A 20,455-nucleotide genomic window follows, 5' to 3' on the forward strand; every position below is an offset into this window, starting at 1 on the left:
AATACAAGGCGCCGAGCCGGTGTCTTCACGAAATCTTTCGTTAAACCATCGTCTCTAAAAATCCGGAAAACCGGAGCTATGGGTTCATGACGCGCAATGAACGGGGCGCTCTACCGACGGATGTCTATCTGTCGTCTGTGAGCTCGCTCTACGAACATCGCAGGACTCTGTTGATCGGCATGCTGTCGCATGTCGTGACTTTCGCGCTCGTCTATCTCAAGACCTCCGATCCGCTCTATCTCGTCTGCACTGCAGCCATCGTCGTGCTCTGGGTCTTGCGCAACCTCGACATGGCGCGCTTCGATCGGCAGGATTTCTCCAACGCCGACCGGGCGACGGTTCGGAAATGGGAGAACCGCTACATTCTCGGCGGTGTCGGCGTGACGCTGACCTGCGGCATTGCCTGCGGCTACGCGATTGCCGTCAGCCAGGATTCCTTCTCGGAGCTCGCCTGCATCTCGGTCACGCTCGCCTCGATGATCTCGCTCGTCGGGCGAAACTACGGTTCCGAACGCGCGGTGCTGCTTCTGTCCTCGTCCGCCTGCCTGCCGATCGTGATCGGGCTGATCACGCTGCAGGATCCCTTCATGCTGATCCTCGCGGTTCTGATCCTGCCCTTCATCTTCTCGACCTGGATGATGGCCAACAACGTGCGCGCGTTTCTATACGAAAACGTGCTGGCCGCCCGCGAGATCGCCACGATTGCTGGCCAGTTCGATGCCGCGCTCAACAACATGACGCACGGGCTGCTGATGCTCGACCGCGACAACCGGATCGTGGTTGCCAACGAACGTGCCTGTGCGTTGCTGATGCTCGGCGACAAGGCAGACCTCAGGGATCGGTTGCTGGACGACGTCGTGCGTCGCGGTGTGCGCCGCATGTCGCTCAGCGTCGAAGAGACGCGCGCGATCTCGCGGCAGCTCGACCTGCTGATCAAGGGCAAGAAGACCCAGGTCTTGGTGCCGGTCACCAATGACCTGTTTCTCGAGTTTTCGGCAGGCCGGCACGAAAACGGCGAGGTCGTGCTGATTTTCGAGGATGTGACCGCGCGCGTGCAGGCCGACAGGCAGATCCTTCAGATGGTTCGCTTCGACACGCTGACCGGTCTGCCGAGCCGCGACTACTTTGCCGAACTTGCCCACAGCGCCGTGGCGCTCGAAGGAAAGGGCGACGTCGACGTCGGCCTGATGGTGCTTGACGTCGCCGAGTTCAAGCATGTCAACGATATGCGCGGCCACATCGTCGGCGACCGGTTGCTGCAGGCGATTGCCGGGCAGTTGAAGACATTGGTTGGCAATACGGCGATCGCCGCCCGACTGATGGGCGACGAGTTCGTTGTCTTCTTCCCCAACAGGATGCATTCGCCGGATCTCGAAGATGAGATGCGGGCGGTCCATGCCGGATTGCGCGGCGCCTATCTGGCTGGTGGCTTCACCTTCAACATGACGATGAGCGCCGGCGTCGTTCTGGTGCCGAGTAGTGCCTTTCGGCTGGAAGAGCTGCAGATCAAGGCCGACCTGGCGCTGTCGGAAGCCAAGGCGCGCAACAAGGGTGGTTGCACCGTATTCGAAGACGAGATGGACGCGCGTTATCTCGACCGGCAGAAGCTGAAGAGCGATCTGCGCGACGCCATCAATGCCAGTGCGTTGACGCTTTCCTACCAGCCGATGTTCACGCCGAACGGCGCACGCCTCGAATGCTGCGAGGCTTTGGCGCGCTGGACACATCCCGAGCGCGGGCCCGTGCCGCCGAACGTCTTCATCCAGCTTGCCGAGGAGCTGGGCCTCGTCACGGAGATCACGCGCTTTGCGCTGGAGCAGGCTTGCCGAGACTGCATGAGCTGGCCGAGCCACGTTTCCGTTTCAGTCAACCTTTCCGTGCTCGATCTGCGCAGCAATGACATCGTCACCGTGGTGGCAGACGCGCTTCAGGCGACCGGCCTCGATGCCTCGCGTCTGCATCTTGAGGTCACGGAAAGCTGCCTGATGGATGAGCCGGCGAAAGTGCAGGCCATTCTCGGCGAGCTGCGCGACAGCGGCATAACCATCGCCATCGACGATTTCGGCACCGGCTACTCCAGCCTCAGCTACCTCGACGTGCTGCCGGTCAACATCATCAAAATCGATCGGTCGTTTGTGCGCAACATTCGTGAGGATTCGCGCCGCTTCAAGCTTCTGCGCGGCACGGCCAACCTTGGTCGTGCTCTGGGCCTGAAGATCGTCGTCGAAGGCGTCGAGACGGCGGATCAGCTGCAGCTGATCAACGACTACCAATGCGCCGATCTGATACAGGGTTTTCTGTTCGCAGCACCCATGCCCGCCTCCGCCATCGGGGCATTCTGCACGAATGGTGTCCAGAAACCGGTCGCCACGCCGACGAGCAAGCGCATCGCCTGACAGGCGCGCTGACCGCTTTCGTCCTGTCCTTTTCCCCCTCTCTCGTTCCAAGCCTTAAGCTGCCGCCTGTGCATCGTCACGCAGCCGCCATTGCAACGCTTAATTAACCAAAGATATTAACGAAATATTAAGGTTAACAATAAGTTAAAGGCAAGTTGTGCCATTTTGCTGTTGCTGCCTGGCTGCCCGTCAATAGGTTAACGATTTGTTAACTATGAGGGGCAGGAAATGGGTGAAGGTCTTCACCGGGCGGAGCCTGGGAGTTTTTCTGAGAAGCTGATGCTTCTTCTCGATCGCGTCGAATATCGGCGGGTCGAGACAGGCGAGGACATGGAGGATATCGCCCGGCTTCGCTATAAGGCCTACAAGGCCGTCAACCTGATGGAGCTGACGGGTTCGACCCTGATCGACGATCTCGATTTCGACAGCCACGCCTATGTCTTCGGTATCTATCTCGACGAGAACCTTGTCAGCACGGTGCGTGTCCATCACGTCACGCCGCAGCACAGGGCCAGCACCTCGGGGCTGATCTTCGCGCCCGAAATCGATGTGTTTCTCGATGCCGGCATGGTGCTGGTCGATCCCGGCCGGTTGGCGGTCGATCCTGACGTTACCGGCGACGAGATGCGGGCGCTTCCCTACCTGACGCTCAGGCCGGTGGCGATGGCATGCGAATACTTCAGCGCCGACCGATGCCTGACCGCTTGCCGGCCAAGGCATGCGGCATTCTACAAGCGCATCTTTGCGTCCGAGACGGTTGTCGCCAAGCGCGAGAACCTCGGTGTCTATAATGCCGATGGCGCGCTGCTGGTTGCGCAGGTGAGGGGACAGCGGCCTTCGATCCTTGACCGCTACCCGATCTTCGATTCCGAGCCGTTCGAGCGACGCCTGATGTTCGCGGACCGCCAGGAGGTGCCGTTCGCGCCGCTGACGATCCTGCCGACGGCGCGCATCGCGCAGAACGGGTCCGGCCGGTCGTACCGCACATCCGTGTTCCGGTAGCGCCCGTCGTCTAAAAGCGCGGGGCAATTTGCCATTTCTCGGGCGCGTGACGCGCTTTCGAGACGCACGCGGCATATCGCCCCAGGTGACTGGGCACAGCGACGGGTTTTCGTTGCGCGTGGCCCCGGCATTGTGTATGGGCAGCTAATGGACGTCTGCGCGTTTTTCCGTAGAAGTCGTTTGCGGATCAAGGTTGAAGGGCGGCGAGGGCCAAGGGTCGCGCCGCAGCATTCTGGGAGAATTGTACGATGGCTAAGCATCATTCTGGACCGGTCGAAATGGGCGCTCCAATGGATTATGCGGAACACGAGAAGACCTACAACTTCTTCCTCAGTGCAACGAAATACGGCACGATGTTCTGCGTCGCTCTGCTGATCGCCATGGCGGCAGGTTTCTTCACCGCCATGGGCTTCTTCAGCGCGCTGGTGCTGTTCATCCTTCTCAACGTCGCCGGTTTCTTCTTCCTTCGTTAATCGGCTTCTCTGACAAGACTTGCCACGGACGGGCCGGGGAGGCCCGCCCTTGGCTGCCGGTCCGGATGTCCGGATTGAAGCCGCACGGCATCGACTGGGAGCGTCGATTGCCTTGCTCAAGGCTCATGAATGTTTGCAGCGCCTTGACGTGTTCGTTTACGAGAACGCGTGGCGCTTTATCCTCACCGCGTGAGGGGAGTGGAGGGCAGGCCTGGCCTGTCTCCAGGGGAATGTGTGCTTTGCACATGGGAGGGCGCCTGCTCGCACGAGCGGCCGCCTTGCAGTCGGACAGGATGCCCGCATTCCAGCCTTGGCTCGTTTGCGGCCAGGGAGGGGACTTGTGAGCGAAATTGTCTTTGTTGCCAAGGAAACGGATCCGAACGAGGGTCGCGTTGCGGCATCTCCGGATAGCGTGAAGAAACTGAAGGGGCTCGGATTCGACGTGGTTGTCGAGGCCGGCGCCGGGTTTTTGTCGCGCGTCCCGGATGCGGAATATGAGAAGGTTGGTGCCCGGATCGGCAAAATCGCCGATGCGAAGACGGCTGATGTCGTCCTCAGGGTGCGCCGGCCGAACAGCGCCGAAATCGCCGGCTACAAATCCGGCGCCATCGTCATCGCCATCATGGATCCCTATGGCAACGAGGATGCGGTCGCCGAAATGGCCAAGGCCGGCCTTTCCGCCTTTGCGATGGAACTGATGCCCCGCATCACCCGCGCACAGTCGATGGACGTGCTGTCGAGCCAGGCAAACCTTGCCGGATACCAGGCGGTGATCGACGCGGCCTACGAATATGACCGGGCGCTACCGATGATGATGACGGCAGCCGGCACGGTTCCGGCGGCCAAGGTCTTCGTCATGGGCGCCGGCGTTGCCGGTCTGCAGGCGATCGCGACCGCCCGCCGTCTCGGCGCCGTCGTGTCGGCGACCGATGTGCGTCCCGCTTCGAAGGAGCAGGTGGCCTCGCTCGGCGCCAAATTCATCGCCGTCGAGGACGAGGAATTCAAGGCGGCGGAAACGTCCGGCGGCTATGCCAAGGAAATGTCCAAGGAATATCAGGCGAAACAGGCAGCCCTTGTTGCCGAGCACATCGCCAAGCAGGACATCGTCATCACCACGGCGCTCATCCCGGGCCGTCCTGCACCGCGCCTCGTCACCCGCGAAATGCTGAAGGCAATGAAGCCAGGTTCGGTCGCGGTCGATCTCGCCATCGAGCGGGGCGGCAATGTCGAGGGTGCTGAGGCGGGCAAGGTTGCCGACGTCGAAGGCGTCAAGGTCGTCGGCCATCTCAACGTGCCCGGCCGGATCGCCGCATCGGCTTCCGGTCTCTACGCCAAGAACCTCGTGACCTTCCTCGAGACCATGGTCTCCAAGGAAACCAAGGCGTTGGCACTCAACATGGAGGACGAGCTCGTCAAGGCGACGGCGCTTACCCATGGTGGCGCCATCGTCAACCCGAATTTCGAGCCGAAGAAGAAGGGGGATCTTTGATGGCCAACGAAGCATTGGAAAAAGCGCTCGATGCGCTCGACAAGGCGGTGGCTGCCGTCCAGCAGGCGGCTCTGAACCTGCCCGAAACGGCGGAAGCAGCCGGCGCGCTCGCGCACGGCGCCACCGGCGGCGCGATCGATCCGTTCGTCTTCCGTCTGGCGATCTTCGTCCTGTCGATCTTCGTCGGCTATTACGTCGTCTGGTCGGTGACACCGGCTCTGCACACGCCGTTGATGGCGGTCACCAACGCGATCTCCTCGGTCATCGTCGTCGGCGCACTGCTCGCCGTCGGCATCTCGGCCTCGGGGCTTGCGACCGGTTTCGGTTTCATCGCGCTCGTGCTCGCCTCGGTGAACATCTTTGGTGGCTTCCTGGTCACCCAGCGCATGCTCGCCATGTACAAGAAAAAAGACAAGTGAGGCCGGCCGATGAACGCTAATTTCGCAGCCTTCCTCTATCTCGTCTCCGGCGTGCTTTTCATCATGGCACTGCGCGGTCTGTCGCACCCGGCTACCAGCCGCAAGGGCAACACCTACGGCATGGTCGGCATGGGCATTGCCATCGTCACCACGCTGCTTCTGGCAAAGCCCACCTTCGGCGGTTTCCTGCTGATCGTGCTCGGCCTTGCGATTGGTGGCGGCGCTGGTGCTGTGATCGCGCGGCGCATTGCCATGACGTCGATGCCGCAGCTTGTTGCCGCCTTCCACTCGCTCGTGGGTCTCGCAGCAGTCATGGTCGCGGCCGCGGCGATGTACGCGCCCGAAAGCTTCGGCATCGGCACCGTCGGCGACATTCACGCCCAGGCGCTGGTCGAAATGTCGCTCGGCGTTGCCATCGGCGCGATCACCTTTACCGGTTCGATCATCGCCTTCCTCAAGCTCGACGGACGCATGTCCGGCAAGCCGATCCTGCTCACCGGCCGTCACTTCGTCAACGCCGGCCTGGCGATCGCGCTTGTCGTGCTGGTGATCATGCTGGTCTTCACCCAGAGCACGACGGTGTTCTGGCTGATCGTTCTCCTGTCGCTGGCGCTTGGTGTCCTGATCATCGTCCCGATCGGCGGCGCCGACATGCCGGTGGTCGTGTCGATGCTCAACTCCTATTCGGGTTGGGCAGCGGCCGGCATCGGCTTCACGCTCGGCAACCTGGCGCTGATCATCACCGGCGCGCTCGTCGGCTCATCCGGTGCGATCCTGTCCTACATCATGTGCAAGGGCATGAACCGCTCGTTCATCTCGGTCATTCTCGGCGGCTTCGGCGGCGAGACGGCGACAGCTGCCGTCGACGACGGCGTCCAGCGCACCGTCAAGCAGGGGGCCGCCGATGATGCGGCGTTCCTGATGGCCAATGCCTCCAAGGTGATCATCGTTCCGGGTTACGGCATGGCCGTTGCCCAGGCGCAGCATGCGCTGCGCGAACTCGGCGACCAGCTGAAGGCCGCAGGCGTCGATGTGAAATACGCGATCCATCCGGTCGCCGGCCGTATGCCGGGTCATATGAACGTGCTGCTCGCCGAAGCCAACGTTCCCTATGACGAAGTGTTCGAGCTTGAAGACATCAACTCGGAATTCGCCCAGGCGGATGTCGCCTATGTCATCGGCGCCAACGACGTCACCAACCCGGCCGCCCGCGACGACCCGTCGTCGCCGATCTATGGCATGCCGATCCTGGACGTCGACAAGGCCAAGACCTGCCTGTTCGTCAAGCGCTCGCTCGGATCCGGCTATGCCGGCATCGACAACACGCTGTTCTACAAGGATGGCACCATGATGCTGCTCGGCGACGCCAAGAAGGTGACGGAAGACATCGTCAAGGCGCTGCACGCCTGATCGGCCGTCACTGAACGTTGGAATAGAAAACGCCCGCCATATGGCGGGCGTTTTCGTCTGTTGCGTCGAACCGCCGGCAAAGCAGGCATGCAGGTCCCAAATTCCACAGAGCCTTTCGCGTCATATTGACGTGCGGCGCTATAGGGGAGGGATCGGCCTTACCGGCAGCTCGACGCCTGCCGGCGAGGATCATCTCGTCGACATTTCCTGTGCGCCTCCTGTGCGCCTTGTCAGCTCGCAGGCGCAAGCGTCAGCTCGTCGACGCCGATCGCGATGTTCAGCCCTTCCTGGACCTGCACGTTGACGGGTTGCAGCATGAAGGCCTTGTTGGTGCCGCCGCCGATGACCTTGGCGCCGCCGCCAACGGCAACGCTCGCATCGGCGCCTATACCGTAGTATTCGCCGGCAAGTGCGTATTCGCTCACCGGCGTGCCGGTCTTGGCCAGGACATCCCAGACCATGGTGCTCTTGCCCGTCTTGCCGATGTCGATGCCGATCTTGCGAATGGTGCCGGCATAACTTGCCGCCGGCGCGCCATTGGCCGGTTTGAAGGTGCAAAGCAGGTTCTTTGTCGAGGTAAGGATCATGCCTGTACCTCCGTCCGAACCGCAGACGAGGCGGCCAAGTGCGACATAATTCTGCGCTGCGGACGGCCCGGCGCAAAGGGCTGCCAGGGCCAGTGTCGCGATGAAGGTCTTCTTGATCATGGCTCAGTCTCCGTTTTTCATTCCCTGAGCAAACGGATGGTGGCCGGGAAGGTTCCGCCCGCCACCGCAGGCTCGATTGCCGCTGCGGATAAACGAAAACGCCCGCGAACGGGTCGCGGGCGTTGAAACGGAAGAGGGGTGCTTGCGTCTTACGTGGCTTTTACGCGGGCAAGGCCTGCACGCGCCGGCTCGTATTTCGGATCGAGCTGAAGGGCATGTGAGTAGGACTTTGCGGCCTTGGTCTTGTCGCCCTTGCGCTCGTAGACCAGCGCCTGGTTCGCCCAGGATTCGGCAATCTTGCCGTCGAGCGTGATGGCGGTGTTGAAGTCGGAGAACGCATTGTCGTCGTCGCCCTGGGCGACGTAGGAGATGCCGCGGCCGTTATAGGGCTCCGGCGAGCTCGGCGACAGCGAGATCGCCGTAGAGAAGTCTTCGATGGCCTGGCCGTGCTGGTTGCGCGCCTGATAGATCAGGCCGCGATTGTGGTAGGCGCGCGGGTCGGTGGTGTCGAGCTGGATCGCCTTGTTGAAATCGTTGAAGGCGGAATCGAGCTGGCCTGCCTGGCGATAGAGATTGCCGCGGCCGATATAGGCGACATCGTAGTTGGCGTTGAGTTGCAGCGCCATGTTGTAGTCGGCAAGGGCTGCCTGGGTGTTGCCCATGTTGCGGTGAACGAGCGCGCGGTTGGCATAGGCCTGGTAGAAGCGCGCGTTGAGCTGGATCGCCTGGTCGAAATCGGCAAGGGCGCGGCGGTATTCGCCGGCGCGGCCGTAGGCGGAGCCACGGACGTTATAACCCTCGGGGTCGCTCGGGTTGGAGGCGATCACGCTCGACAGCGATGCGATGTTTCCTTGCGAGCCCTGTTCACGCTCGACCTTGGCCATCGATTCCGGTCCGTCGGTCGTGCATCCCGAAAGAAGCAGAGCTGATCCGAGCAGGAACATGGCGGCAAGCTTCGGCTTGCGCTGGTGGCGGCGGCGCGCCTCTTGGGTGGTAAAACCGGCGACGTCCGCAGTCATGGCAGCAAGTGTCAAAGGTCGATCCCTCAATGCGACTAGGTCCGAAAGCCATCGGCTTCCCGTTCAAGGAGGCCGGCGAATCTCGCGGGGCCCCACAGCCGAGGCTACGAGGGCCTGCGGCAAACCGTCCGGCGCTAAACACCGCGACCGGTCACCGTTGCCGGTTGCGATTGTCACGCTAGCCCGACGACGGAAAAGATGTCCATACAAAAAGAAAGGCGGCGGCGATATTTCGCCCCCGCCACGACTTAGATCGATAAGTGTCGAAAAATCGACAAATTAACGGGCCACGACGCCTTCGCGCTGTGCACGCTTGCGCGCCAGCTTGCGGACGCGGCGAACGGCTTCAGCCTTTTCGCGGGCGCGCTTCTGGGACGGCTTTTCGTAGAAATCACGCATCTTCATTTCGCGGAAAATGCCTTCGCGCTGCATCTTCTTCTTGAGAGCGCGGAGCGCCTGGTCAACATTGTTATCGCGGACAAGTACCTGCACGTGAAATCCCGTTCCTTTGGTTGTTTCGAGTTGTTGCCTCACGTCAGGTGTCGGAGGCAAAAAAAGCTACGTTCGCTGAGCCGAAAGCTCGACGATTGAAGGTGCGGATACCAGATCATCAGTGGAAAGTCCAGCGAGGACATGAGCCTGTGCCGAAAAATCCGCAATGGTGGGCCGCTATGTGTATCATCGAGCGGCAATCGACGGATTGCGGCGATGTCGCAACTCCGCGCAAGTCCGCCCGTTTGCGTCGCAAAAGAAACGTTGCGCAGGCGTCGGATTTGCGATTTCTAACGCCAACGAGAATGATCACCGGGGTTCATGGAGTAACAGGCGGATGCGCAAATATTCTGTTTTTGCCGTGGCGCGCGAGGCTTTGCGCGGCCACAAGGGATGGGGTCCGCAATGGGCTTCGCCCGAGCCCCGCAAGGACTATGATGTGATCATCATTGGCGGCGGCGGCCATGGGCTGGGCGCTGCATACTATCTTGCCAAGGAACACGGCATCACCAATGTCGCGGTGCTCGAAAAGGGTTGGATCGGTGGCGGCAACACCGGCCGCAACACCACGATCATCCGGTCCAACTATCTCTATGAAGAGAGCATGGACATCTACGAGCATTCGCTGAAGCTCTGGGAAAACCTGTCGCAGGACCTCAACTACAACGTCATGTATTCGCCGCGCGGCGTCATGATGCTTTCGCACAACATCCACGACCAGCAGTCGTTCAAGCGCCATATCAATGCCAACCGTCTCTACGGCATCGACAATGAGTGGCTGACGCCGGAACAGGCCAAGGCCTACTGCCCGCCGCTCGATATCGCCAAGAACGCCCGCTATCCGATCAACGGTGCGGCGCTGCAGCGGCGCGGCGGCACGGCGCGACACGATGCGGTTGCCTGGGGTTACGCCCGCGGCGCGTCCGACCGCGGCGTGCACATCATCCAGAATTGCGAAGTGACCGGCATCCGCCGCGACGAGACCGGCAAAGTGACCGGCGTCGATACCAATCGCGGCTTCATCGGCGCCAAGAAGATCGGCGTTTCTGCCGCAGGGCACTCGTCGGTGCTGATGGAAATGGCCGACGTGCGCGTGCCGCTGCAGAGCCAGCCGCTGCAGGCGCTGGTTTCCGAACCTCTGAAGCCGATGTTTCCCTGTGTCGTCATGTCGAACTCGGTGCATGCCTATATCTCGCAGTCCGACAAGGGCGAACTCGTCATCGGCGCCGGCACCGACCAGTACAATTCCTACTCCCAGACGGGCGGCCTGCAGATCATCACCCACACGCTGGATGCGATCTGCGAGCTCTTCCCGATGTTCCGGCGTGTCAAGATGATGCGGCAGTGGGGCGGTATCGTCGACGTGACGCAGGACCGCTCGCCGATCCAGGGCATCACGCCGGTTCCAGGGCTGTTCCTCAATGCCGGCTGGGGTACGGGCGGCTTCAAGGCGACGCCGGGCTCGGCCAACCTGTTTGCGCACCTCATTGCGAGGGGCGAACCGCATCGGCTGGCCGCCGGGCTAACGCTCGACCGCTTCCGCACCGGCCGACTGATCGACGAGGCGGCCGCTGCCGCCGTTGCGCACTGATTGCCAAGGATTTCGAGATGCTTCTGATCTATTGCCCCTATTGCGAGGAAGAGCGCTCCGAGCTCGAGTTCCGCAATGCCGGTGACGCCCATATCGTCCGTCCGACCAACATTGCCGAGATCAGCGACGAGGAGTTCGAGGCGTTCTTCTTCCTCCGTCAGAACCCCAAGGGCCTGATCTTCGAACGCTGGCGCCATATCCACGGCTGCGGCCGGTTCTTCAATGCCGCCCGCGACACGGTGAGCGACCGGTTCTATACCACCTACAAGGCGGGCGAACCCAAGCCCGATGTGGCCACCATTCTCAAGGGCGAACAGGACAAGGGAGCGGCACGATGAGCGGCGCCAATCGTATTGCAGGTTCCGGCCGTCTGACGCCAGCGCGCACCGCCCGCTTCACCTTCGACGGACGCACGCTGACGGCACTTGAAGGCGACACCGTCGCTTCCGCTTTGCTTGCCAACGGCATTCATCTCGTCGGCCGCTCGTTCAAGTATCATCGTCCGCGCGGCATTCTTTCCGCCGGCGCCGAAGAGCCGAATGCGTTGCTCGACATCTCGCGCGATGCGGCCCGCCGCCAGCCGAACGTGCGCGCAACCGTGCAGGAAGTCTTCGACGGCATGAAGGTGGAATCGCAGAACCGTTGGCCGTCGCTCGCCTTCGACGTCGGCGGGTTCAACGACCTCCTGTCGCCGTTCTTTGCCGCCGGTTTCTACTACAAGACCTTCATGTGGCCGAAGGCTGCGTGGCACAAGATCTACGAACCCTTCATCCGCCGAGCAGCCGGTCTCGGCGTCGCGCCGACGGAAGCGGATCCCGATCACTATGCCAGCCGCTATGCCCATTGCGACGTGCTGGTGATCGGCGCTGGCGTCGCCGGTCTTTCGGCAGCGCTTGCCGCCGCCAAGGCTGGCGCCAAGGTGATCCTTTGCGACGAACAGCCGGAAGTCGGCGGCGCGCTGCGCTATGAAAGCGGCACGACGATCGACGGGAAGGACGGCTGGGACTGGGCGCAGTCGACGGTGAAGACGCTTGCCGCGATGGACAACGTCACTGTGCTTACCCGCACCACGGGCTTCGGCTATTACAACCACAACTTCGTCGGCCTCGTCGAAAGGGTGACGGACCACCTGCCGGCGCTCGACAAGGCCTTGCCGCGCGAGCGGCTATGGCAGGTGCGCGCCAAGAAGGTGATCCTCGCCAACGGCTCGATCGAGCGCCACATGGTGTTTGCTAACAACGACCGTCCGGGCATCATGCTCGCTTCGGCCGGCCGCACCTATCTCAACCATTACGGCGTTGCTGTCGGTTCCAAGGTCGGCGTCTACACGGCACATGATTCCGCCTATGAGGCGGCGTTCGACCTCAAGCGCGCCGGCGTTGCCGTTCCCGCCATCGTCGACTGCCGTGAAAACCCGGGCGAAGCGGTGCTGGCGGAAGCCCGCCGCCTCGGCATCGAGGTGCTGACCGGACACTCCGTCGTCAATTCCGGTGGCAAGCTGCGCGTATCGTCGATCAGCGTTGCCCGCAACGGCGGCGGATCGGCGCGCAAGATTGCCGTCGACGCGCTGCTCGTCTCGTCCGGCTGGACACCGTCGGTGCACCTGTTCTCGCAGTCACGCGGCAAGGTGAAATTCGACGCGGCCACGCAGCGCTTCCTGCCGGGGACCTATCTGCAGGATTGCCTGTCGATCGGGGCCTGCAACGGCACCGATGATCTGCAGGCAACGATCGACGAGGCGCTGGCCGCCGGCGAACTGACCGCGCGCGCGGCTGGTGCCGAAGGTGGCGCTCAGGTAACGCTGCACGGCGACAATGCCTTCAGCTGGACCGGCGGCATGATCGGCGCTGCCGAAGGGGCCGGGCCCGACACCAGCGTCAAGGCCTTTATCGACTTCCAGCACGATGTCTGCGCCAAGGACATCCGGCTTGCGGTGCGCGAAGGCATGCATTCGATCGAGCATATCAAGCGCTTCACCACCAACGGCATGGCGTCGGACCAGGGCAAGCTGTCCAACATGCATGGCCTTGCCATTGCCGCAGAAGCGCTCGGCAAGGATATTCCGCAGGTGGGCCTGACGACCTTCCGCCAGCCGTACACGCCGGTCACCTTCGGCGCGATCGTCAACCATTCGCGCGGCAGCCTGTTCGATCCTGCCCGCAAGACACCGGTTCATGCCTGGGAAGAGGCGCATGGCGCCGCGTTCGAGGATGTCGGCAACTGGAAACGTGCCTGGTTCTACCCGAGGGCAGGCGAGGGCATGCATGAGGCGGTCGCGCGCGAGTGCAAGACCGTGCGCGAGGTTGCCGGCCTGTTCGACGCCTCGACGCTCGGCAAGATCGAGGTTGTCGGCCCGGATGCGGCTCAGTTCCTCAACCTGATGTACACCAATGCCTGGGACACGCTGAAGCCTGGCCGCTGCCGTTACGGCATCATGCTGCGCGACGACGGCTTCGTCTATGACGACGGCGTGGTCGGCAGGCTTGCCGAGGATCGCTTCCACGTGACGACGACCACCGGCGGCGCGCCGCGGGTGATGAACCACATGGAAGACTACCTGCAGACCGAGTTCCCGCACCTGAAGGTCTGGCTGACCTCGACGACGGAACAATGGGCCGTCATCGCCGTGCAGGGGCCGAAGGCACGCGAGATCATCGCTCCGCTGGTCGAGGGTATCGATCTTTCCAACGAGGCCTTCCCGCATATGAGCGTGGCCGAAGGCAAGATCTGCGGCGTGCCGACCCGGCTGTTCCGCATGTCGTTTACCGGCGAGCTCGGCTTCGAAGTCAACGTGCCGGCCGATTATGGTCAGGCGGTCTGGGAAGCGATCTGGGAGCGGGCCGAGCCGATGGGCGCCTGCGCCTACGGCACCGAGACCATGCACGTGTTGCGCGCGGAGAAGGGCTACATCATCGTCGGCCAGGACACCGACGGAACGCTGACGCCGGATGATGCCGCCCTGTCCTGGGCGGTCTCGAAGAAGAAGGCCGATTTCGTCGGCATTCGCGGCCTCAAGCGGCCGGATCTGGTCAAGGACGGTCGCAAGCAGCTCGTCGGGCTCCTGACAAAGGATCCGAACGTGGTGCTGGAGGAGGGCGCGCAGATCGTCGCCGATCCGAACCAGCCGAAGCCGATGACGATGCTGGGCCACGTGACGTCGTCCTACTGGTCGGAAAATTGCGGTCGCTCGATCGCGCTTGCCGTCGTTGCCGGCGGTCGCGCGCGCCTCGGCCAGACGCTCTACGTGCCGATGGCCGACAGGACGATTGCCGTCGAGGTGAGCGACATGGTGTTCTTTGACAAGGAAGGGGGTCGCCTCCATGGCTGATCTGGCAACTGCAACCCGCAAGAGCGCTCTTACTGCCCGCGGCGGTTTTTCCGAGGTGGTCCTGACGCCGGCACCCGCCGCTTCGCGCCTGTCGCTAAGGGCTGGCGCCGATGCGCTGCCCGGCCTCTCGGCCGCCCTCGGCGTCACCCTGCCGACGCGAGCGAAGACCTCGGCTTCGAAAGGCAAGCGCCATGCGCTCTGGCTCGGACCGGACGAATGGCTTGTCATCGACGAGGGCGAAGCCGACCTGATGGCTGCGGCCGCCAAGAGCGGCGCGCTGCATTCGGCCGTCGACGTCTCCCATCGCAACGTCGCAGTCGTCGTCAGCGGTCCGGGTGCGGAAGTGGCCATCAACAGCGGCTGCCCGCAGGACCTGTCGCTGGCGATCTTCCCGGTCGGTGCCTGCTCGCGCACCATTTTCGGCAAGGTCGAAATCGTGCTGCTGCGCATCGCCGAGGATACCTTCCGCGTCGAATGCTGGCGGTCTTTTTCGCCTTACGTCTTCGGCATGCTGTCCGAAGGGGCTGCGGACGCCGGCCATTAGCTTCGACGACTTCCTGCCTGCCTGTCGATCCGCAACGATGATCGCCAGGCCTGCAATGTGACCTTGCCGCCGGAAACCTCCGGCGGCTAAGCTGCCCCCGTTTGCAAGCGGGAGGATGGTTTGAAAACACGTGCAGCGGTGCTCCGGCACACGCCGGTCGAACGGCCCTATTCCACGACACGGCCACTTTCCATCGAGACCGTCGATCTTGATCCGCCAGGCCCGGATGAACTGCTGGTGCGCATTGGCGCTGCCGGTCTCTGCCATTCCGATCTTTCCGTCATCAACGGCGACAGGCCGCGGTCCTTGCCGATGACGCTCGGCCATGAGGCGGCAGGTACAGTTGAAGCCGTCGGCAGCGCGGTCAGCGACCTCAAGCCCGGTGATCGGGTGGTGATGAGCTTCATGCCGAGTTGCGGCCATTGCCTGCCCTGCGCGGAAGGTCGCCCGGCGCTGTGCATTCCCGGGGCCGAGGCCAACGGCAAGGGGACGCTGCTTTCGGGAGAACGCCGGATCCGTTGCGACACCGTTCCGGTTCACCACCATCTCGGTGTTTCCGGCTTTGCCGATTATGCGGTGGTGTCACGCCGTTCGGCCGTCAAGATCGAGGCGGATCTGCCGCTCGTGGAAGCAGCACTTTTCGGCTGCGCCGTGCTGACGGGCGTCGGCGCAATCGTCAACACCTGCCGCGTCCAGGCTGGCCAGTCGGTTGCCGTCGTCGGCCTCGGTGGCGTCGGGCTTGCCGCAGTGCTCGGAGCGGTGGCGTCAGGCGCGGAGCGGGTGGTGGCGATCGATCTTAGCGAGGACAAGCTGGCGCTGGCACGGTCGCTTGGCGCGACCGACACCTTCGTCGCCACCGATCCTGACGTGGCCGATGCGATCCGCGAGGTGACATCAGGCGGCGTCGATCATGCGCTGGAGGCGGCCGGTTCCGTCAAGGCATTCGAGCTTGCCTATCGCATCACCCGCCGTGGCGGAGCGACGGCGTCGGCGGGCCTTGCGCATCCCTCGAGCCAGATCGCCATTCCGGCCGTCAGCCTGGTTGCCGAAGAACGCACGCTTCGTGGCAGCTACATGGGAAGCTGCGTGCCGAGCCGCGATATTCCCCGTTTCATCGGGCTTTATCGGCGGGGCAAGCTACCGGTCGACAGGTTGCTGTCGAGCACCGGTCCGCTCGAGGAGATCAACGAAGCCTTCGACCTGCTGGATCAAGGCAAGGTCATCCGCCACGTGATCACGTTCTGATCGGGTTCTCGCAGCTTCGTCTCTTCAATCGGAACAGGGGTGGCAGAGCCAGGTTGCTTTCTAATCGGCGTCGAACCGAAGATACCAGTAGAGCGCAACTTCGCGCGTGCCGGGGTTGAGTGCCGTATAGAGATAGCGATCGTAACCGGCCAATTCGAAACCGTACCGCGCGTAGAAACGGCAGGCCGTAACATTATTGGACTGGGTTTCGAGGCGAAGTCCCGCCAGGCTGTGCTCTCTTGCCCAATTGACGGCCTTATCCATCATCGCCACGGCGACGCCCGAACGGCGCGCCGAGGCATCGACTGCGATATCGTCGATCTCGGCGTAGCCGTTCCAGCCTATGGACAATGCGATGTAGCCGAGCATTCGGCCTTCGGCGCGAGCGACGAAGAGTGCGGCATCACTTTCTGCCGCCGCCTCCAGGAGTTCGACCGGGTCGGCATCATAGGTCTTGCGATAGGCGTCCACCGGCATCGTGCCGCTGAGACCCGGTCCATCGAAGGGGGGGACGGCTTCCGCTGTCACCTCGAAGGAGAAGTCGCACGCTTCAAAGTCGGAGACAAAGCGCCCGTCGGCTGGTTCGATGATCATGCGTGCGGCCATCCTGTCCACTCGACCCAGCGCCCGTGGAAGTCGGCGCGGCCGATGAGATACTTTTCGCCGCTTGGCCAGACCTGCAGACTGAGGGCAGCGCCGGGCGTCTGCCCGTCGGCTTCCATCTGCAGCCGTGCAAGCGGCGCGTCCTTTGTTGCGTTCCTGCCAGCTTCGGCAATCAGAGCTTCGCCTTCGTCCTGCGACGCCCTTGGAAAATACTGCCACGCAATCGTGTGATAGACGACATGGACGGCGCCGGGAAAATTCCGTGCCAGCCGCTGTCTCAGCCAGTCGATCGCATCGGCGCGCACGACGCGCTCAGGACGAGCTGCCGCCGTCTCGAAGGCAAAGCTGGTGCGGTCGAGACGATCCTGCTGGTCTGCCCAGATGTAGGAGAGCAGGCGCAGGCGATCCTGTTTCGAGGTGGGGTCGAGCGGATTGAGATCGCAGCCGGCGCGATCTGTCACAGCGATCGCTGTTGTCGGTGGATTCGGGCCGGTCCAGCGTGGTTCGATGACGACGCGTGCTGCAGGATCGCCCCAGGCGGTATCGCCCAGCCGATAGCGATAGCGGTCCCAGTGCAGGTTGAGGCCGGCGCTGGCGCCGAGTTCCGACAGCACCAGCGGCTTGCCGAACATATGGGCAAGCGTCAGGAAGCCGGCAAGCAGTGCGCCCGAGCGGCGAACTTCGTTGGTCTGTGGCGCCGACTGCAGCCGATCCAGAATGAAGGCCTCATCCCGCTGAATGGCGTGCTCCACTGCTGACCACAGTGTCTCGTCGTCTGCCGGGATCGGCGGATAACTCGCCTGCAACCGATCGTCCCTGCCGGCGCGCACGAGTGCGTGCAGGGCGCCGCAAAGCCGCAACGCAACGGAATCGCCCGCGGATGTCGGGTCGCCTTCCCAGCCGAGCACACGGGCACCGACCAGAGTGTCAGATTTGAGCCGATCGGCGATCAGGCGGCAGAGCCGCGCCGTGAACGGGGAGCCGAGCCCGTCGCAGGACTTCGCCTGGTCGCGAAATGCGTTGCGCACGGCCTGCTCGGTTGCCTTCGCCTCAGGCATCGGCGGGGCGGTCCTTGGGGTCGAACTGGATGATCGTTTGCCAGGTGGCGGTCAATGCCGGCTTGCGCTCGCCCTCGACCTCGACGCTGACATCATAGGTGATCATCAGCATGCTGCCGCCACGGAAGCGGGCGTCGGCCATGGTGAAGTGTCCGCGCACGCGGGCACCGCTTTTGACCGGAGCGATGAAGCGCACCTTCTCGAAGCCGTAGTTGATACCCATCGTCTGTTCGCGGATCTTGGGCAGGCAGCTGTAGTTCATCGCCGACAGCAGCGACAGCGACAGGAAGCCATGCGCGATGGTGCCGCCGAACGGTGTTTCGGCGGCGGCGCGCACCGGATCGACATGGATGTACTGATAGTCGCCGGTAGCTTCAGCGAACTTGTCGATCGTTTCCTGCGTGACCGTGATCCAGTCGGAGACACCGACCTCGGTGCCGACCAGCGGTCTGATTTCGGCAAGTGAAATATCCTTCAGCATGTGGCTGTCCTGAAAGTGGCCCCCCGGACGATTCTATAGGACGGTCGGGCGAGTTCTAGCAAGTGGTCGGAATAGTTCAGAAATTTTCGACGAAGAAGGAAACGGAGCGAGGGGGGACGAAAGTGAGCGGGGGCTCGTGGGAAAGCGCATCCTGCCACTGTCCGTCGAGGCTTTCGGGCAGATGGATCGGGTGCGGCGCGTGGCTGCGATTGACGACGACGGCGAGCCGCGTCGACCGCTTCTTCCTGCCGTCCCGGGTGGCCAGCACCATCATCAGGTTGTCCGTTGCCGGGTGCTCCCAATCCGTCACCGCCATCGGGTGGCCGTCGAGGCGCAGCCATTCGACATCGCCTTTGCCGGTGAAGAACGCCGTCTCGCCGAGGACGGCGAAGCGCCTCCTCAGCGCTGAAAGCGCTGCCGTATGGGCGACCAGCGTCTCGTCCATGGCGTCCCAGTTGATCCAGGTTATGTCATTGTCCTGGCAATAGGCATTGTTGTTGCCACGCTGGCTGCGCCCGCCTTCGTCGCCGGCGGTCAGCATGATTGTACCGCGGGAGGCAAACAGCGTGCCGAGCAGGGCCATGACATCGTGCCGGCGCGCCGTCAGAATCTCGGGATCGGTCGTCGCACCCTCGGCGCCATTGTTCCAGGAATGGTTCTCGTTGTGGCCGTCGCGGTTCTCTTCGCCGTTTGCTTCATTGTGCTTGCCGGCGAAGGCAACGATGTCGGCAAGGGTGAAGCCGTCATGAGCGGCGATGAAGTTGACCGTCCGGGTGCCGGCGTCGCCCCAGCGGGAGAACGTGTCGGACGAGCCCGCAAGGGCTGTCGCAAGCGCGCCGATCACATGCCGGTCGCCGCGCCAGTAGAGCCTGATATCGTCACGCGCCCGGTCGTTCCATTCGAGGAACGGAGCGGGGAAATTGCCGAGCTGGTAGCCGCCGGGGCCGACATCCCAGGGCTCGGCGATCAGCACGCGATCGGCAAGCACTGGGTCGGCATGAATGGCTTCGAACAGTGGGGCATCGCGGTGAAAACCTGCCATGTCGCGGCCGAGGATCGAGGCGAGATCGAAGCGGAAGCCGTCGACGCCGGCGGCGAGCACGAAGTGGCGCAGGCTGTCGAGGGTCAGCGTCTGGACGACAGGGTGGTCGCAGGCGATCGTGTTGCCGCAGCCGGTGTCGTTGATCAGGTCGCCGGGCCTGTCGGTGACGTGGCGATAGTAAGCGAGGTTGTCGAGCCCGCGCATCGACAGGGTGGTGCCGAGCCGATCGCTTTCGCCGGAATGGTTGAAGACCAGATCGAGGATGACGCCGATGCCGGCCTTGCGCAGCGCTTCGACGGTCTGGCGCAGTTCCTTCACGCCACCTGGCACCAGTCGCGGATCGAGCGCCATCGGTACGATCGGATTGTAGCCCCAGCCATTGCTGAGCCCGAGCGGTGGCAGGTGGCGCTCGTCGATCCAGGCGACGATCGGCATCAGTTCGACGGCGGAAACACCGAGCCGCTTCAGATGCTCGATGATCACGGGCTCGGCGAGTGCCGCGACCGTGCCGCGCTTGGCCTCGGGGATATCCTGACGCAACGCGGTGAAAGGCTTGACAGCGATCTCGTAGATCAGTCCGCCCGCTTTAAAGATTGGCGGCTTCGGCTTGGCGGTCTTGATGTCGGTGACGATTGCCTTTGGCACGAGATCGGCTGTGTCCTCGCCGAAGATGGTGAGCCTCGGATCGTGCCGGAACGGCCGGTCGAGTTCGATGGCGTAGGGGTCGACCAAAAACTTTGACGGATCGAACCAGAGGCCGTGGTCGGGCGAGTAGACGCCATCGGCGCGATAGCCGTAGCGCGTCCCCTTCGGCGCATCGGCGACCACAAGGCTGTGCACGTCGCCGTCGCGCACCATCGGCAGTTGGCACAAGGCCTCTTCGCCCGCCTTGTCGAACAGGCAGAGGTCGATGCGCGCGGCGTTGCGGGACCACACGGCAAAGCGCGTGCCATCAGGGGTAAGCGTGGCGCCGAGGGGTGGCAGTGCGGCTTTCGGCATCGATCAGGGCCCCCTCGGCTTTTTCCTGCAGCGCCGCGCGCCAGAAATGACGCGCGAAGGACGCTGCAACACGTGAAGTCTGCCGCATCACCTTCGCCCAAATCCGTTTCCGATTTCAGCAAACATGCCGCGGCAATGTCAGATCTTCGAACGCCCC

General features: G+C 63.0%; 18 protein-coding genes. 11 read left to right on the forward strand and 7 right to left on the reverse strand.

Annotation, left to right across the window (positions count from 1 at the left end):
* Positions 1 to 86 precede the first annotated feature (86 nt).
* From AC07UR_RS25320 to AC07UR_RS25345, 6 genes are all read left to right on the forward strand, one after another.
* A complete protein-coding gene (locus AC07UR_RS25320; protein ID WP_209791527.1) occupies positions 87 to 2,396 on the forward strand; it encodes a putative bifunctional diguanylate cyclase/phosphodiesterase in 2,310 nt (769 codons plus the stop codon).
* 279 nt (positions 2,397 to 2,675) lie between these two features.
* Positions 2,676 to 3,398 (forward strand): N-acyl amino acid synthase FeeM domain-containing protein, encoded by a 723-nt coding sequence (locus tag AC07UR_RS25325; RefSeq protein ID WP_234903153.1) that lies wholly within the window; start codon positions 2,676 to 2,678, stop codon positions 3,396 to 3,398.
* 248 nt (positions 3,399 to 3,646) lie between these two features.
* Entirely contained in the window at positions 3,647 to 3,871 is a 225-nt protein-coding gene (locus tag AC07UR_RS25330; RefSeq protein ID WP_173423690.1) for an aa3-type cytochrome c oxidase subunit IV, read from the forward strand.
* Positions 3,872 to 4,211: 340 nt separating this feature from the next.
* Entirely contained in the window at positions 4,212 to 5,360 is a 1,149-nt protein-coding gene (locus AC07UR_RS25335; protein WP_209791530.1) for a Re/Si-specific NAD(P)(+) transhydrogenase subunit alpha, read from the forward strand.
* Complete coding sequence (locus tag AC07UR_RS25340; RefSeq protein ID WP_077500512.1) at positions 5,360 to 5,779, forward strand: proton-translocating transhydrogenase family protein; 420 nt, start codon at positions 5,360 to 5,362, stop codon at positions 5,777 to 5,779. Before AC07UR_RS25335 ends, AC07UR_RS25340 begins: the two co-directional genes overlap by 1 nt.
* A gap of 9 nt (positions 5,780 to 5,788) precedes the next feature.
* Positions 5,789 to 7,189, forward strand: coding sequence for an NAD(P)(+) transhydrogenase (Re/Si-specific) subunit beta (locus AC07UR_RS25345; protein ID WP_173423687.1), 1,401 nt, complete (start codon positions 5,789 to 5,791; stop codon positions 7,187 to 7,189).
* A gap of 230 nt (positions 7,190 to 7,419) precedes the next feature.
* On the opposite strand, the gene AC07UR_RS25350 is transcribed toward AC07UR_RS25345, so the two are convergent.
* From AC07UR_RS25350 to rpsU, 3 genes are all read right to left on the reverse strand, one after another.
* On the reverse strand, positions 7,420 to 7,896 hold the full coding sequence (locus AC07UR_RS25350; protein ID WP_173423686.1) for a DUF992 domain-containing protein: 477 nt from the start codon (positions 7,894 to 7,896) through the stop codon (positions 7,420 to 7,422).
* 149 nt (positions 7,897 to 8,045) lie between these two features.
* On the reverse strand, positions 8,046 to 8,930 hold the full coding sequence (locus AC07UR_RS25355) for a tetratricopeptide repeat protein (RefSeq protein WP_234903152.1): 885 nt from the start codon (positions 8,928 to 8,930) through the stop codon (positions 8,046 to 8,048).
* 264 nt (positions 8,931 to 9,194) lie between these two features.
* Positions 9,195 to 9,407: a 30S ribosomal protein S21 gene (gene rpsU / locus AC07UR_RS25360; protein ID WP_077500520.1), complete on the reverse strand. Its 213-nt coding sequence runs from the start codon at positions 9,405 to 9,407 to the stop codon at positions 9,195 to 9,197.
* A 337-nt stretch (positions 9,408 to 9,744) separates the two neighbouring features.
* Between rpsU and AC07UR_RS25365 the strand changes: the two genes are divergently transcribed.
* From AC07UR_RS25365 to AC07UR_RS25385, 5 genes are all read left to right on the forward strand, one after another.
* Positions 9,745 to 10,998, forward strand: a complete 1,254-nt coding sequence (locus tag AC07UR_RS25365) for a sarcosine oxidase subunit beta family protein (RefSeq protein ID WP_173423684.1) — start codon at positions 9,745 to 9,747, stop codon at positions 10,996 to 10,998.
* Between the two features lie 17 nt (positions 10,999 to 11,015).
* Entirely contained in the window at positions 11,016 to 11,336 is a 321-nt protein-coding gene (locus tag AC07UR_RS25370; RefSeq protein WP_209791535.1) for a sarcosine oxidase subunit delta, read from the forward strand.
* Positions 11,333 to 14,326, forward strand: a complete 2,994-nt coding sequence (locus AC07UR_RS25375; RefSeq protein ID WP_209791538.1) for a sarcosine oxidase subunit alpha — start codon at positions 11,333 to 11,335, stop codon at positions 14,324 to 14,326. The genes AC07UR_RS25370 and AC07UR_RS25375 overlap by 4 nt, the downstream gene beginning before the upstream one ends.
* The gene (soxG, locus tag AC07UR_RS25380) at positions 14,319 to 14,870 is read left to right on the forward strand and encodes a sarcosine oxidase subunit gamma family protein (protein WP_173423682.1); all 552 of its coding nucleotides are present in this window, start codon (positions 14,319 to 14,321) and stop codon (positions 14,868 to 14,870) included. Before AC07UR_RS25375 ends, soxG begins: the two co-directional genes overlap by 8 nt.
* A 120-nt stretch (positions 14,871 to 14,990) precedes the next feature.
* Positions 14,991 to 16,115 carry a zinc-dependent alcohol dehydrogenase family protein gene (locus tag AC07UR_RS25385; RefSeq protein ID WP_209791540.1) on the forward strand — a complete coding sequence of 375 codons (1,125 nt, stop codon included), beginning with the start codon at positions 14,991 to 14,993 and terminating at the stop codon, positions 16,113 to 16,115.
* A 60-nt stretch (positions 16,116 to 16,175) separates the two neighbouring features.
* On the opposite strand, the gene AC07UR_RS25390 is transcribed toward AC07UR_RS25385, so the two are convergent.
* The 4 genes from AC07UR_RS25390 to glgX all read right to left on the reverse strand — a co-directional run bounded on the left by AC07UR_RS25390 (position 16,176) and on the right by glgX (position 20,298).
* Complete coding sequence (locus AC07UR_RS25390; RefSeq protein WP_209791542.1) at positions 16,176 to 16,709, reverse strand: GNAT family N-acetyltransferase; 534 nt, start codon at positions 16,707 to 16,709, stop codon at positions 16,176 to 16,178.
* On the reverse strand, positions 16,706 to 17,776 hold the full coding sequence (locus tag AC07UR_RS25395) for a DUF2332 domain-containing protein (protein WP_173423679.1): 1,071 nt from the start codon (positions 17,774 to 17,776) through the stop codon (positions 16,706 to 16,708). Before AC07UR_RS25395 ends, AC07UR_RS25390 begins: the two co-directional genes overlap by 4 nt.
* The gene (locus tag AC07UR_RS25400) at positions 17,769 to 18,257 is read right to left on the reverse strand and encodes a MaoC family dehydratase (protein ID WP_173423678.1); all 489 of its coding nucleotides are present in this window, start codon (positions 18,255 to 18,257) and stop codon (positions 17,769 to 17,771) included. Before AC07UR_RS25400 ends, AC07UR_RS25395 begins: the two co-directional genes overlap by 8 nt.
* Positions 18,258 to 18,333: 76 nt before the next feature.
* Positions 18,334 to 20,298 carry a glycogen debranching protein GlgX gene (gene glgX / locus AC07UR_RS25405; RefSeq protein ID WP_209791544.1) on the reverse strand — a complete coding sequence of 655 codons (1,965 nt, stop codon included), beginning with the start codon at positions 20,296 to 20,298 and terminating at the stop codon, positions 18,334 to 18,336.
* Positions 20,299 to 20,455: the final 157 nt, after the last annotated feature.

The sequence above is a fragment of the Ensifer sp. GW821-FHT05G01 genome (genome assembly GCF_059419585.1).

Coding starts and splice junctions, on each gene's coding strand:
- AC07UR_RS25375 (WP_209791538.1), top strand. CDS start 11,333: ATGAGCGGCGCCAATCGTATTGCAGGTTCCGGCCGTCTGACGCCAGCG.
- glgX (WP_209791544.1), bottom strand. CDS start 20,298: ATGCCGAAAGCCGCACTGCCACCCCTCGGCGCCACGCTTACCCCTGAT.
- AC07UR_RS25395 (WP_173423679.1), bottom strand. CDS start 17,776: ATGCCTGAGGCGAAGGCAACCGAGCAGGCCGTGCGCAACGCATTTCGC.
- AC07UR_RS25370 (WP_209791535.1), top strand. CDS start 11,016: ATGCTTCTGATCTATTGCCCCTATTGCGAGGAAGAGCGCTCCGAGCTC.
- AC07UR_RS25365 (WP_173423684.1), top strand. CDS start 9,745: ATGCGCAAATATTCTGTTTTTGCCGTGGCGCGCGAGGCTTTGCGCGGC.
- AC07UR_RS25320 (WP_209791527.1), top strand. CDS start 87: ATGACGCGCAATGAACGGGGCGCTCTACCGACGGATGTCTATCTGTCG.
- AC07UR_RS25340 (WP_077500512.1), top strand. CDS start 5,360: ATGGCCAACGAAGCATTGGAAAAAGCGCTCGATGCGCTCGACAAGGCG.
- AC07UR_RS25400 (WP_173423678.1), bottom strand. CDS start 18,257: ATGCTGAAGGATATTTCACTTGCCGAAATCAGACCGCTGGTCGGCACC.
- AC07UR_RS25350 (WP_173423686.1), bottom strand. CDS start 7,896: ATGATCAAGAAGACCTTCATCGCGACACTGGCCCTGGCAGCCCTTTGC.
- AC07UR_RS25390 (WP_209791542.1), bottom strand. CDS start 16,709: ATGATCATCGAACCAGCCGACGGGCGCTTTGTCTCCGACTTTGAAGCG.
- soxG (WP_173423682.1), top strand. CDS start 14,319: ATGGCTGATCTGGCAACTGCAACCCGCAAGAGCGCTCTTACTGCCCGC.
- AC07UR_RS25330 (WP_173423690.1), top strand. CDS start 3,647: ATGGCTAAGCATCATTCTGGACCGGTCGAAATGGGCGCTCCAATGGAT.
- AC07UR_RS25345 (WP_173423687.1), top strand. CDS start 5,789: ATGAACGCTAATTTCGCAGCCTTCCTCTATCTCGTCTCCGGCGTGCTT.
- AC07UR_RS25325 (WP_234903153.1), top strand. CDS start 2,676: ATGCTTCTTCTCGATCGCGTCGAATATCGGCGGGTCGAGACAGGCGAG.